The organism is Nitrosomonas marina (assembly GCF_900110145.1).
GTDB classification, from domain to species: Bacteria; Pseudomonadota; Gammaproteobacteria; order Burkholderiales; family Nitrosomonadaceae; genus Nitrosomonas; species Nitrosomonas marina.
Window position 1 is genome coordinate 139,018 of the sequence record NZ_FOCP01000003.1, and the last position, 13,878, is coordinate 152,895.

Annotated in this window: 11 protein-coding genes; 7 read left to right on the forward strand and 4 right to left on the reverse strand. The window is 46.0% G+C overall.

All coding sequences use genetic code 11. From position 1 onward, the window contains the following. Positions 1-11: 11 nt before the first annotated feature. The 4 genes from BMX44_RS03285 to mraZ are packed head-to-tail and all read right to left on the reverse strand — an operon-like array spanning position 12 to position 3,483. On the reverse strand, positions 12-1,751 hold the full coding sequence (locus BMX44_RS03285) for a peptidoglycan D,D-transpeptidase FtsI family protein (RefSeq protein WP_425433706.1): 1,740 nt from the start codon (positions 1,749-1,751) through the stop codon (positions 12-14). Then, positions 1,732-2,043, reverse strand: a complete 312-nt coding sequence (ftsL, locus tag BMX44_RS03290; RefSeq protein WP_090627955.1) for a cell division protein FtsL — start codon at positions 2,041-2,043, stop codon at positions 1,732-1,734. Before ftsL ends, BMX44_RS03285 begins: the two co-directional genes overlap by 20 nt. Before the next feature lie 3 nt (positions 2,044-2,046). After that, a complete protein-coding gene (gene rsmH, locus BMX44_RS03295; protein ID WP_090627958.1) occupies positions 2,047-3,021 on the reverse strand; it encodes a 16S rRNA (cytosine(1402)-N(4))-methyltransferase RsmH in 975 nt (324 codons plus the stop codon). A gap of 15 nt (positions 3,022-3,036) precedes the next feature. Next, positions 3,037-3,483, reverse strand: coding sequence for a division/cell wall cluster transcriptional repressor MraZ (mraZ, locus tag BMX44_RS03300; RefSeq protein ID WP_090627961.1), 447 nt, complete (start codon positions 3,481-3,483; stop codon positions 3,037-3,039). Between the two features lie 927 nt (positions 3,484-4,410). On the opposite strand from mraZ, the gene BMX44_RS03305 reads away from it, so the two are divergent. From BMX44_RS03305 to BMX44_RS03335, 7 genes are all read left to right on the forward strand, one after another. Then, positions 4,411-5,775, forward strand: a complete 1,365-nt coding sequence (locus tag BMX44_RS03305) for a TolC family protein (protein WP_090627964.1) — start codon at positions 4,411-4,413, stop codon at positions 5,773-5,775. A 37-nt stretch (positions 5,776-5,812) separates the two neighbouring features. Then, complete coding sequence (locus tag BMX44_RS03310; RefSeq protein WP_090627966.1) at positions 5,813-7,318, forward strand: efflux RND transporter periplasmic adaptor subunit; 1,506 nt, start codon at positions 5,813-5,815, stop codon at positions 7,316-7,318. 67 nt (positions 7,319-7,385) lie between these two features. Beyond that, positions 7,386-10,568 carry an efflux RND transporter permease subunit gene (locus tag BMX44_RS03315; protein ID WP_090627969.1) on the forward strand — a complete coding sequence of 1,061 codons (3,183 nt, stop codon included), beginning with the start codon at positions 7,386-7,388 and terminating at the stop codon, positions 10,566-10,568. A 186-nt stretch (positions 10,569-10,754) separates the two neighbouring features. Beyond that, positions 10,755-11,234 carry a hypothetical protein gene (locus tag BMX44_RS03320; protein ID WP_090627972.1) on the forward strand — a complete coding sequence of 160 codons (480 nt, stop codon included), beginning with the start codon at positions 10,755-10,757 and terminating at the stop codon, positions 11,232-11,234. A 298-nt stretch (positions 11,235-11,532) separates the two neighbouring features. Next, positions 11,533-11,814, forward strand: coding sequence for an HPr-rel-A system PqqD family peptide chaperone (locus BMX44_RS03325; protein ID WP_177167650.1), 282 nt, complete (start codon positions 11,533-11,535; stop codon positions 11,812-11,814). Next, on the forward strand, positions 11,789-12,697 hold the full coding sequence (locus BMX44_RS03330) for an HprK-related kinase A (RefSeq protein ID WP_090627977.1): 909 nt from the start codon (positions 11,789-11,791) through the stop codon (positions 12,695-12,697). The genes BMX44_RS03325 and BMX44_RS03330 overlap by 26 nt, the downstream gene beginning before the upstream one ends. Continuing rightward, the gene (locus BMX44_RS03335) at positions 12,687-13,793 is read left to right on the forward strand and encodes a nucleotidyltransferase domain-containing protein (RefSeq protein WP_090627979.1); all 1,107 of its coding nucleotides are present in this window, start codon (positions 12,687-12,689) and stop codon (positions 13,791-13,793) included. Before BMX44_RS03330 ends, BMX44_RS03335 begins: the two co-directional genes overlap by 11 nt. Positions 13,794-13,878: the final 85 nt, after the last annotated feature.

The window sequence follows — 13,878 nt, forward strand, 5'->3', positions numbered from 1 at the left end:
GCCTACTGACATCATCCCTCTTGTTCTTCCGGCGAAACAGACAGATATCTCACTATATTATTTACAGCAGCATCATGCGGCACATTCAAAATACGCAACGCTCCTGACATCACCTGACTGAATACCGGCGCCGCTACTGCACCACCAAAATACTTTCCTGCGGAAGGTTCATCCAACATTACAGCAATAATAAGACGTGGGTTTGAAGCAGGCGCATATCCGACAAAAGAGGAAATATACTGTTTTTTTGCATACTTACCATCGATTAGTTTATGAGCCGTCCCAGTTTTACCGGCTACGCGATAACCATTTACCTGCGCAAGCGGGGCTGTACCTGCAGGTAGTGTAGCCATTTCAAGCATTTGACTGACAGCCATTGCTGTTTCCTTGGATATAACTCGCTGCCCCATCACTGGAAACTTTTGTTTTTCCAGAGTAACCGGCTTAAGTTCACCACCAGTTGTAAAAATTGTGTAAGCACGAGCCAACTGCATCAATGAAACTGAAATACCATGACCAAATGACATGGTTGCCTGCTCGACAGGCCGCCAACGGTTATAGGGACGCAACAAGCCGTTTGCTTCTCCCGGGTAACCTGTTCCAGCAGGCATACCAAAACCAACATTGTCATATATCTCCCACAATGTCTTTGATGGAAGTGACAAAGCTATCTTGACCATACCGACATTACTTGAAACCTGAATGATCTCTGCAACCGACAGCATACCTTTGTCGCTTACATCCCGAATTACGGACCTGCCAACTTTAAATGTCCCAGGAGATGTCTGAAGCTGAGTGCCCGGATTGACATGGCCGGTTTCAATCGCCACTGCAACAGGAAAAGGTTTAAGCGTCGAACCAGGCTCAAACGTATCAGTTAGGGCTCGATTACGAATTCTTTCGCTAGTGATACTCGATCGTGAATTTGGGTTGTAAACTGGAAAATTCGTCAAGGCAAGCACTTCGCCAGTTTGCGCGTCTAACACCACGATACTGCCTGCCTTGGCTTTATGGATTGCAACAGCTTTTTTTAATTCGCGATGCGCAATATGCTGAATTCGTCTATCGAGTGATAATGCAACATCCCGTCCCGGTTTTGGTGCACGGATATTTTCCACATCTTCTATTATTCGCCCTTTATTGTCCTTAATTACACGACGACTACCTATTTCACCCGCAAGCACCGCATTCCATCCACGCTCCACACCTTCCTGCCCCTGATCGTTGATATCGGTAAACCCGACAACATGCGCCGTTCCTTCCCCCTCGGGGTAATATCGCTTGAACTCTGTTTCAAACGCGATACCGGGAATTTTTAATGCATGGATTCGTTCGGCCACCTCTGGCACAATCTGTCGCTTAAGATACACAAAGCGACTTTGCTCGCGATTAATCCGTCGCCCAACCTCGGCTTCATCCATCGCGAGTAAACTTGACAATTCTCTTAATTGCGTAGCATTAATTGCAATTAATTGCGGATCAGCATACACAGAGGCAACCGGTGAGCTGATAGCCAGTATTTCTCCATTACGATCAGTAATCATGCCCCGATCCGCACTCATTTCAACAACTCGACTAAAGCGCGCCTCACCTTCCTGTTGCAAGAAATCATTTTGCATGCCCTGCAAATAAGCTGCGCGCACTAACAAACCCGCCATACCGAAAATCAACAGGCCCAATAGCACTCTCGCACGCCCTGCGGGCATACTGACTTGCGCGACTACTGTTCGATTAATATGTCTTAGCATCATCAAGCACTACCCAACGCGACTCATCCACCTTTCTGGTTGAAATAATTTGAACATAATCTGCAGAAGGAACCTCCATATTCAATTGCATTCTGGCAGCATTTTCAATTTGTCTGCGCGCGATAAGTGTACTTTGCTCTAGTTGCAGCTTTCCCCATTCAATCTCCAGTTTGCGCGCAACCTTTCTTTCATTTTCCCAGGCCATGTTCCATTTGCGCGCTTCATGCTGCGCGGCAACCACGCCTAAAGCGCATATCACCAATAACGCAACCAGAACCAAATTAATTTTGAACATACATCACGCATCGAATTCGCGCGACACGCGCTCGGCCACACGCATTACTGCACTTCGGGACCGGCTATTTGCCACAATTTCCTGCTGCCTTGGGCGCACTGCTTTTCCAATTACTTTAAATTGCCGATGACTGAATCGCTGCAGTTCCATTTCCCGCAAAGGTATGTTACGCGGCACCCTGTTTATTCCTGCAGACTCTCGCATAAAACGTTTAACCATTCTGTCTTCCAAAGAATGAAAGCTAATCACAACCAAACGACCGCCAACATTCAGCAGGCCCGCACTTTGCTGCAATGCTAACGACAACTCCTCAAGTTCCTGATTGATAGCGATCCGTATCGCCTGAAAAGTACGCGTCGCCGGACTCTGCTGGCCCTCCCGCTTACGCTCACGTGAGCGCACGACCGCTGTAACAATCTTGGCAAGTTGCAATGTGGTAACAATAGGCTGCCGCGCTCTTGCCACAACAATCGCTCTTGCAATCGACCGAGCATACCGTTCTTCGCCATATTCTCTAATCACCTTTTCTAATTCAGTTTCAGAAATTGTTTCAATCCACTGCGCGGCCGTCATTCCCTTACTGACATCCATTCGCATATCCAGCGGACCATCCGCCCGTAAACTAAAACCCCTTTCAGCATTCAATTGTGGCGAGGACATACCCAGATCCAACAAAATCCCGTCCACTTTCTGCACACCCATTTCATGCAACACCTGTCGCATTTGAGAGAAAGCAGCATGCCGGATTTCAAATCTCGGCACGTTACATGCTGAATGCTCCTGCACCATCTGCTTTCCCGCCGCAACAGCCGCCTGATCTCTGTCTATGGCAATCAGTTGTCCATGTTGACTCAAACGCGACAAAATCAGACGGCTATGACCACCTCTTCCATAGGTTCCATCCACATAGACACCCCCCGATTTAATTGCCAACGCATCAACGGCCTCATGCAATAAAACTGTAATATGGTCTGACAAATCATCACCGCCACTTCACAAGGAAAACCCTTCCAATTCTGGCGGCATATCATCCTCGCTGAAAGAAACTGCCTCCTCAATTTGCAGATCCCATTGCTGCTCATCCCAAAGTTCAAATTTTTCCCCCTGCCCAACCAGAACCACGTCTTTGGATAATCCCGCATAGCGACGCAAAGGTTGCGAAATCAGTATGCGCCCGGCCCCGTCCATATCCACATCACAGGCACTACCGATCAGCAATCGCTGCATGCTTCGCACTCTCGAATTAAAACCGGAAAGCTCGCTCAATTTTTGCTCAATAGGTTCCCACACTGGTTGAGGGTAAACCAGGAGGCATTTAGACGGATCAGCGGTCACGATCAAATGTCCGGAACATTTGGAAACCAGCTCATTGCGATACCTTGCGGGTATCGCAATTCTGCCTTTTGCATCCAAACTGAGCTGCGTGACACCTCGAAACATGTCGCCCTCTGATTGTTACAGGATAAGTTAACTTGAACTACTTCTACCCACTATTAACCACAATTCCACAGTTATTTCCACTTTAATCAAAAAAAAACCACACGTCAAGAAAAAATAAAGATATTTCTATATATATGACAAAGACTTAATCAAAGTTCATTTTGAACATAGCGTTACATAAAAAACGTTAGCCAAAACCCGACCAACCACTACGCCGCACGCGAATGCTCATACTAGTCCGCGCAAAAGTAGTGATGCATCAGGCAACGAGCCATACAAAAAAAAGAATTAAAAAATAGGAGGGCCTGTTATGGCATTTGGAAAAAAATCAGCGTATGAAAATCGACATGTCAGTACTCATCAGGCGCAGCAAATCGAAAAAAAACATGGTCATGTGATAAGATTAACGGAGGGCAAAAGGGGTGTAGAAAAAAACACGGCTTAAAAATCCGTTTTACTTTTTATGAGAAATTATTCTGTTAATACGGTTAATACTGTATTGATCGCCATACTGAAAATATCCTTGGCATACCGATCAATGGAACAGTCTTCACCGATGAATTACGCATATTCTTCGTGCATTTTTAAACTGCCTTGCCGGGCGACGCACTGACACGTACAGATATATCATGTATCCGCTGATAAAACGAAGTTCAATACATCAGCATATCTTTACCAGAATACACCCGATCCCGATCAACTATTATACCGTTACATCAATACCTTCGCTGACCAAAATTGAGAAAAGAGTCAACGCTTCTAAATACTGCATTGCACCCAAGTCTAAAACTAAATTATCACTTCGACACATCCAAGCCGCAATCTTTTACCACCCGATTTTTAACAATTGTCAGTATCTCGTTTGCAACTTGTTGTCGGTACATTTTGCTTCAGTACAACGAAATGGCGATCTCCCAAGAGTTCAACATGCGTATTAACAAATTAGCGATAGAGTCATTGCCACGCCACTTGATATACCGGTTGTTGCTTTTACTAATGCTCAACTTCTTTATTGCTGCAATTTCTGTCGCGAAAAGCAATGCGCCAGGAGCTTCTGCCCGCCATCAAACCGAGACATCGAACAACCAGCACACACCAGCAGAGGAAAATGAACTCACATTAAGTCATGCAATCGAACTGGCACTGCTGCATAATCCCGAATTGGCCGCTTTTGCAAAAGAGACGCTGGCATTACATGGCCTCGTTATACAGGCAGGGCTATTACCTAACCCGGTCATACAATTAGACACCGAAGATGTCACCTCCCGCACGCATGGACCCGCAGCAAGGTTCGATTCTATTCGCATCAGCCAGTTATTTGAAATTGGCGGAAAACGATCTGCACGCAGACTTGCCGCCCAATTGACACAGGAAAGTGCCGAGCAGGACTACGCAGCAAAACAACTGGATCTTATAGCAAGAGTTGCCAATATTTTCCTGGAAGTGCTGGCCGGACAGGAACGAATGCAGCTTGCCTTGGCCGGACAGGAGTTGGCCAAAAAAGTAGTAACCGCCGCCTCCAAGCGCGTAAAATCTGGTAAAGCGCCACCATTGGAGAAAACACGAGCACAAGTAGCGCTTGCCACAGCAGAAATCGAGGTAGAACAGGCGCAGCGTAACCTGGTTTCATTTCGCAAACAGCTGGCATTACTCTGGGGAAATCCAGAACCGCGCTTTGAGCGGGCACTTGGCAATCTTGAATCATTTGTAGCCGTACCCGATTTTCAGCTACTTGAAGTCCGGGTACGGCAAAATCCGCTAGCGCTTCGCAGCCTTAAGAATCTGGAACAACGCGAGGCATTGTTCGTACTGGAAAAAGCGCGCCGCATCCCGGATGTCACCATTACTGCTGGTATCCGGCGGTACGGCCATGACATACCCAACGATACGACCGCATTGGTGGGCCTGTCGATTCCGCTCCCCTTATTTGATCGTAATCAAGGCAATCTCCTGGCAGCTCAACAGCGTGTAAACAGGGCAGCGGATGAGCAGGCAGCTGTCGATTTGCAATTAAAGGCTCTACTTGCCCAGACATACGAATCGTTAATTGCAGCAGATACACAAATCAATAAATTGCGAAACGAAATACTGCCGGGCGCCAGAGAAACTTTCAGAATGGCAAGCAGAGGTTACGAGCTGGGAAGATTTAATTTTCTTGAATTACTGGATGCTCAACGCACCCTGTTCCAGAATCAGACGCTGTATTTACAGGCTTTGGCTGATTACCAGCGATTGATTAATGAGATTGAACGGTTAATTGCCGAACCCATAGAAAATTTCAACAAACCCTGAAAACAAACTATCGCTGCATGAATTTAAGGAGCAAGCTGTGAGCGAAACCAATATAAAGCCGATCGTTCTCGTCATTGTCATTGGTACGATTCTGGGCACCCTAATTCTAAATCTGGAAAAATCAGATTTAGCAGAAATCGACGACCATCATGCTTTTTCCAACTCCGCTAGTGAAGATTTCGCCCATAAAGAACAAATTGGCCCCAGAGGCGGCAAGATTTTCACTACTGACAATTTCAGCGTGGAAGTAACTATTTTCGAGAAAGGTGTAGATCCGCAATTTCGTCTATATCTTTACGAAAACGATCAGCCAATTCCGCCTGACCAGGCAAATGTTGGAATTACCTTATCCAGACTGGGCCGATCTGCTCAACTTTTTTCGTTTAGGCCTGTTGGCGATTATTTACTGGGCGATCAGGTTGTCGACGAACCACACTCATTTGATATTGCGATAACTGCCGAGCGGCATGGCAAAGAATTTAATTGGGGATACAGTCAAGCGGAAGCACGTATCGAAATGACTACGGACACATTATCCAGTACAGGCATCCGTATTGAAACCGCCGGACCCGCAACTATCCGTCCAAATCTACAGCTACCTGGCATCATCGCATTTAATCATCACAACATCGTACGTGTCGTTCCCCGAGCGCCGGGAATAGTGCTGGAAGTACCGCGCCATCTCGGCGAACAAATCGGCGAGGGAACTGTTCTTGCGGTTGTTGAGAGTCAATTACTCGCCGATTTGCGCAGTCAGTATCTGGCCGCACAAAAAAGAATTACTTTAGCCAACATCAATTTCGAGCGTGAAAAACAGTTATGGGAAGAAAAAATAACAGCAAAACAGGAGTATCTGACAACACAGCAATTAAAAGCAGAAGCTGAAATCGCCCTGGAACTCGCCGAGGCAAAACTACATGCCATCGGCGACAGGCCCGAAGCAGTCAGCACCTTGAAAAAACTGACACGATACGAAATTCGATCACCTATATCAGGTTTGATCACGACCAAATCCGTCGCGCGCGGTCAGGTTATCAAAGAAGATACTGAAATTTTTACAGTGGTCGACACCTCCACAATGTACGCGGATTTGACAGTATACCCCAAAGATCTGGGCGCTATTCGACTCGGACAAAAAGCGGTTATCAAGTCAACAGCCACAAACATAACAGGAACCGGTGAAATTACGTACATCAGCGCGATGCTGAATACTCAAACACGTACTGCAATGGCACGCATCATTCTTGACAATACTGCAGGCCTCTGGCGCGATGGCATGTTTGTTAACGGAAACATCAGTACCGAAGAAATCGAGGTGCCAGTTGCCGTCTATATGGATGGTTTACAGACACTATTCGACTGGACTGTCGTTTTTGGTCGCTATGGTGACTATTTTGAAGCGCGTCCACTCGAACTCGGCATAAACGATGGTGAAAAAGTTGAGGTACTAAGTGGACTCCATGCTGGAGAACAGTATGCCGCAGGCAATAGTTTTGCTGTCAAGGCGGAGCTAGGCAAATCAGGTGCAGAGCATGATCATTGATTCGGGCATCATCACATTTTAGCTGGCAGCATTCGCGATCTATCATTACCAAGCAAAGGATCACATCTTGTTCGAACGGATATTACAGATATCAATAAATTATCGCGGCCTAGTCATGGTAGCGGTTTTTGCCTTGATCTTACTGGGAGTTTACAGCTATCAAAAAGTACCTATTGATGCCGTACCGGACATTACCAATGTCCAAGTACAGATCAATACGGAAGCACCCGGTTATTCACCTTTGGAAGCCGAGCAAAGGATCACTTTTCCAATCGAGACTATCATGATGGGGCTTCCCGATCTCGACTATACGCGTTCAATTTCCCGTTATGGGCTCTCGCAAGTCACGGTAGTTTTCAAAGACGGAACCGATATTTATTTTGCACGCCAGCTGGTCAGCCAGCGTATACAGGAAGTCAGGAACAGGCTGCCGGTTGGAATCGAGCCTCGCATGGGACCGATCTCAACCGGCCTGGGTGAGATATTCATGTGGACTGTTGATGCACAAAAAGGTGCAAAAAAACCAGATGGCACCGACTACACTGCAACTGATCTTCGGGAAATCCAGGACTGGATAATTCGACCTCAGCTACTTACCGTCAAAGGTGTCACGGAAGTTAATTCTGTCGGCGGATACGTCAAGCAGTTTCACGTAACCCCCTACCCGGAGAAGCTTATTTCCAGGGGCCTGACTCTTAAGGATGTTGTGTCCGCTCTGGCAAAAAACAATTTGAATATCGGCGCCGGTTACATTGAGAAAAGCGGCGAACAATATTTGGTCAGGGTACCCGGACAAGTCACCAACCTTGCCGAGATCGGCGAAATTATTCTCGATAACCGGCAGGGCATTCCAATCCGTATCAAGGATGTGGCAGATGTCATTCTCGGCAAAGAGCTGCGTAACGGCGCCGCCACCCAGAACGGCAAAGAGGTTGTGCTCGGGACTGTCCATATGTTAATCGGCGAAAACAGCCAGATAGTGTCTGAAGCGGCTGCACAGAAATTGCTGGAAATCAACCGCAACCTGCCAGAAGGTATTGTGGCGACACCTGTATACAATCGCACCACACTGGTTGACAAAACCATTCAGACTGTCGCATCCAATCTAACAGAAGGCGCTATTCTCGTTATTGTTGTACTGTTTTTATTTCTCGGCAACCTGCGCGCTGCACTGATAGCCGCGCTGGTGATTCCGTTATCCATGCTCTTCACATTAACCGGCATGGCTGCAAATAACGTCAGCGCCAACCTGATGAGCCTTGGCGCGCTGGACTTTGGCATCATAGTCGACGGCGCTATCGTTATTATTGAAAACTGCATCAGGCATCTGGCGCAAGAACAGGCGAGACTAAAACGACTTCTGACACTTCCCGAGCGCCTGGCAATTGTTTTTTCGGCCAGCAAAGAAACACGGCGCGCACTGCTGTTCGGTCAAACCATTATCCTGATCGTCTATATTCCTATCTTTGCCTTGTCAGGGGTAGAAGGAAAAATGTTTCACCCAATGGCCTACACTGTCGTAGCCGCCCTGCTCGGCGCAATCATTCTATCCATTACCTTTGTACCCGCAGCAGTTGCCCTGTTTCTGACTGGCGACATACAAGATACGGAAAACAAGACCGTAAAAGGTTTTAAACAGATTTATCTACCAATGCTGCTGTGGGCATTGCGCAACAAAGCGCTGACCATAACACTTGCAGTAACGGTTATGATTCTTTCCGCATTACTCGCTACCCGGCTTGGCAGCGAGTTCGTGCCCAGCCTGAATGAAGGTGATATTGCATTGCACGCTATCCGCATTCCTGGAACCAGTCTGTCAACCGCGATCGAAATGCAGAATGAACTGGAGAAGAAAATCAAATCGTTCGCCGAAGTTGAAAGGGTTTTTTCAAAAATTGGCACACCAGAAATCGCAACCGATCCTATGCCACCCAGCGTGGCTGACATTTTCATTATTCTGAAAGACCAGAGCCAGTGGGAAGGCCCATACAAAACCAAAGACGCGCTTATTGCCGCCATGGAAAAAGCAGTATTCGATGTGCCCGGTAACAATTATGAATTCACGCAACCGATACAAATGCGGTTTAATGAACTGATTTCAGGCGTTCGCGCCGACGTCGCAGTAAAGATATTTGGTGACGACATGGATATCTTGCATGACGTTGGCGATAAAATTCTGGCGACCATAGAAACCATTCCGGGGGCTGCTGATGCAAAAATAGAACAGCTAACCGGTCTGCCCATGCTCTCTATTCATATGGATCGCGCAAAAATGGCACGTTATGGACTAAATGTATCGGATGTTCAGAATATTGTCACTATCGCCATTGGCGGCATGCCTACCGGCCTTATTTACGAGGGCGACAGGCGTTTCAATCTCCTGGTACGTTTGCCCGAAGAGTTACGCGAGGATATAGAAGCGCTCAAACGGTTACCCATCGAACTGCCCAGTGCAACATTAAACCTGCAACCAGATGCGTTGCCCTCACCAGCCTATCTGACACTTGATGACGTTGTAGATTTCGAAATCATAGCAGGTCCGAACCAGATCAGCCGTGAAAATGGCAAGCGCAGGGTGGTTGTCAGCGCAAATGTCCGCGGCACCGATCTCGGCACTTTTGTACACGCGGCACAGGCACGAATCACAGAAGAAATAAAAATTCCACCTGGATACTGGGTTGTCTGGGGCGGTCAATACGAACAACTGGTTTCAGCAACGGAACGTTTAATCATCATTGTACCCATTGCACTCGGCCTTATTTTTATTCTACTTTATTTGATGTTTGGAAACCTGCGTGACGGGCTGCTGGTCTTCACTGGCGTACCGTTTGCATTTACAGGCGGCATCTTGGCGCTATGGCTGCGCGACATTCCATTCTCGATATCTGCGGCTGTTGGTTTTATTGCTTTATCAGGTATCGCTGTATTGAATGGGTTGGTACTGTTAACATTTATTCGCAACTTAAGAGAAAAAGGTTATACACTGGACGATGCAATTAAAACGGGCGCATTGACACGCCTGCGGCCGGTATTGATGACAGACCTGACCGATGCTATCGGATTTCTACCGATGGCACTGGCCATCAGTATTGGCGCAGAAGTACAGCGACCGTTAGCTACTGTCGTCATTGGCGGAACGTTTACATCAACAACGCTAACCATGCTGGTACTACCAGTATTGTACTATATAGTTTACAATAAAAGCTCGCAACCAACAGAAAATATCGGCAAAAAAGTGAACATGGGTTGATAAAGAATGTCGAAAAATTTGACACCTTTTTATCAACCGCTCAAGCAGAGATAACGATCAATCAGCAACTTGTTGTATTTTTGAATTAATTTATTTATCAATTAAACTGGCCCGATACTTGCTTATTTATTGATAAGACTATATTGTATCCATTGTTGATGAATATACCTATGAGATTTATCAAGCATGACTGAAGAACGATCACACTTACAAACTGACACTGCGCAGCAGCCACTTAAAGCGTCCATGAATGACACGCACAAGCGTAATAGAAGGAAATTATTAAAAGGGACAGTGGCGGTTCCGGTTGTTATGACGCTATATAGCGGCGCGGCTTTAGCCCGTACCAGTAATATTACGGGAGAAGCGGATTCTATCGAAAATGCCGTTTTCAAAGACACAATCAATGGCCCTCAATTACTGTGTGTTTTTCCCGACCCAATGCAAACACAAATTCCTGGCGGCCCTTATGATCTCGGTCAGTTTCCTCAGGCGACACTTATTCAAGAGCCTAAGATTGATCTCACCGCAAGCGCTGAAACAGTTTTAACCAGCAAAATGCAGCAATTGGAGGAATGCCATGCCCGCGGAGGAATCATGATTTCAGCTGTTGCATATACTTCGATCATGAGTAAAACGGGTATCAACATCAATCCGACCTGGTAGCAGGCAAAACCTGTTTACACATTCTGCCAATTTGGACTTACTTGAATATACGGCGATATAGTCGACTATAAGGTAGGCAAGTCTTCAGAAAACGCATCATGACCGTATCTTACAGGATTGTAGATACGGTCATTTAATTGATTAATTATTTTTGTCTGCAACATTCTGCTTCCACAAGCACCTAAGCCGTTTTAACAATTGACGGTATATTGTTCCTTTGATTCAGTCTAATGATAAACTCCAGTTTTTAGATTGATTCTGCACAAGCATGCACTGGCGAACAAATCATTTCGAAACATTGCTGATCGAAAACTGGAACGAAGAGTATACTGTTTTCCAGCCAGATTCCGGAAAAACTCACTTTTTAAATCAAATGAGTATGGAAATGCTCATTTACCTTGATCAAAAACCGGCCACACTGGAAGAAATCAGCGCTTATATGGCAGCGCAGTTTCAGCAACAACCAGATCATAGCTTTCAGCGAAATATAGAAAAGGTGCTTTATCATTTTGACACATTGGGACTAGTCAAAAAATCATTTGTGAGTTCTTGGCATGGTAGTCAACCAGATTCCATTTGAAGAATTCCGCATGCTAATACGCAGACAAGGACTGAGAGTTGCAATTGGCCCTTTTAATGTATGCATCCATACGTCATACAAGCCACTGATTGAACAGCTTTATCTACTCTACAGTCATTACCGGATAGTTCAAGATGAAATCGCCGAATTTCATGTACGCATCGTGACAGAACGTTCCCTCAGGAATCCATTCAAACGCAATGTTCGTTTTCTGCTGGATGGCCAGTCTCCTTTTGAAAGTTTCCCTCAGGAACAAGCACTTGCAGCACTGGAATGGGGCATTAATCTGGCCATAGCAGTCCGGGTCAATCACTTGCTGCTACTACATTCTGCTGTAGTTGAAAAAAACGGTCACGTAATTTTATTTCCTGCCTGGCCTGGAAGCGGCAAAACAACTTTATGTACAGTTCTGTCTTATCACGGATTTCGTCTGTTCTCTGACGAATTTGGACTCATGGACACTCAGCGGCAACTTTTTCTTCCGATTCCACGTTTAATGCCGCTTAAAAACGAATCTATAGCCGTCATCCGCAATTACCTGCCCGATATAGTTATGGGCCGGCCCATACCCAACACGCAAAAAGGAACCGTTGCGCATGTCCGACCACCAGAAAAAAGTATTTTACTGTCGAAACATACCTGTAAAGCCAGGTGGATAATTTTTCCCAAATGGATAGCTGATACATCGGTTAAAATTGAAGCAATTTCCGATGCCGAAGCGTTTATGATGCTGGCAAGCAATGCGTTCAATTATGAAGCACTAGGTGCGGCTGGGTTTGGCGCAGTTGCCAATCTGATTCGCAGTTGCGATTGTTTTAAACTGGTATATTCTGATTTTGACAGCGTCATGGAAGTTTTGCATCAACTGACCAATGAAACTTGATCTTCCCCTGCATTGTCAGATTTTACTCAACGGGTTAACCGACCCGGCCTGTCTCAGACGCTATTGTGACTCGGATTGGGAACTGCTGGTTCGGATGGCAAGGCGTGTAAAGCTACTCGGACGATTGGGATTACTTGTAAAGGAATATGGTATCTGGGATCAGGTTCCACCAAGAATAACTACTCAAATGGCATCGGCACTTGTTCAGGTTGAAAAACTTCAACAGCTTAACCGATGGGAATTAAACAGAGTTCTTTGGGCTTTAAATGACTTAGACACTTCGATTATCGCGCTAAAGGGTGTCGCATACACTTTAGCAGAAATACCATACGCATCGGGACGTTTATCCATCGATCTCGATTTACTGGTCCCCCAATCGGATCTGGCTGACATTGAGTCATTACTTATGGTCAAAGGCTGGAAGCACCGCCCGCTTTCAGCCTACGATGAGCACTATTACCGCGTTTGGAGCCATGAGATTCCGCCGCTGGTACATGCCGAACGAGAAACTGAGGTCGATATTCACCATACACTGATACCCCTGACCAGTCGGCTAAAAATCAACCCAGAATTGCTGTTCGACACTGCCATTCCAGTTAATAACTCAACAATCAGACTGTTGAATCCGGTTGACATGGTCATTCATTGCGCAATAAATCTGTTTCAGAATAATGAATTAGCTAATGATCTCAGGGATTTGCTAGACTTGCATGATTTAATGGTTTTTTTCAGTGCACGGACGATTGATTTCTGGACACAGCTAATTGATCGCTCCAACCAGCTAAAATTAAGCAGGGCTGTGTTTTATAGTCTGCATTTCAGTCAACTGATATTCAAAACACCTGTACCAAAAAAAGTCCCTGTTCGTCTTCATGCGAGACCCGGAAGGCTGAAACTGTGGATAATGAACCGGCTGGTGCCATTAGCATTATTTCCGCAACACCCGGACAAACCGATGCTGTCCGCATCACTTGCACGACTGCTAATGTACCTGCGCAGCCATTTGATTCGTATGCCGCTGTATATTTTAGTGCCACATCTGGCCTACAAATCAGTTCGCATGATACGATTTAAAAGCAGAAAAAGTCGTTCTTAGCCCAGATAATCCGAGACTTTGTCGTACATCAAATAGTGAGCATAACTCTAGGTTGATGCAAATTAGTTTGACGAAATATTATGAG

Excerpts from the sequence above, each read along its gene's own strand:
- BMX44_RS03285 (WP_425433706.1), bottom strand. The coding sequence starts at position 1,751 with ATGATGCTAAGACATATTAATCGAACAGTAGTCGCGCAAGTCAGTATG.
- BMX44_RS03335 (WP_090627979.1), top strand. The coding sequence starts at position 12,687 with ATGAAACTTGATCTTCCCCTGCATTGTCAGATTTTACTCAACGGGTTA.
- BMX44_RS03330 (WP_090627977.1), top strand. The coding sequence starts at position 11,789 with ATGGTAGTCAACCAGATTCCATTTGAAGAATTCCGCATGCTAATACGC.
- BMX44_RS03320 (WP_090627972.1), top strand. The coding sequence starts at position 10,755 with ATGACTGAAGAACGATCACACTTACAAACTGACACTGCGCAGCAGCCA.
- mraZ (WP_090627961.1), bottom strand. The coding sequence starts at position 3,483 with ATGTTTCGAGGTGTCACGCAGCTCAGTTTGGATGCAAAAGGCAGAATT.
- BMX44_RS03305 (WP_090627964.1), top strand. The coding sequence starts at position 4,411 with ATGCGTATTAACAAATTAGCGATAGAGTCATTGCCACGCCACTTGATA.
- ftsL (WP_090627955.1), bottom strand. The coding sequence starts at position 2,043 with ATGTTCAAAATTAATTTGGTTCTGGTTGCGTTATTGGTGATATGCGCT.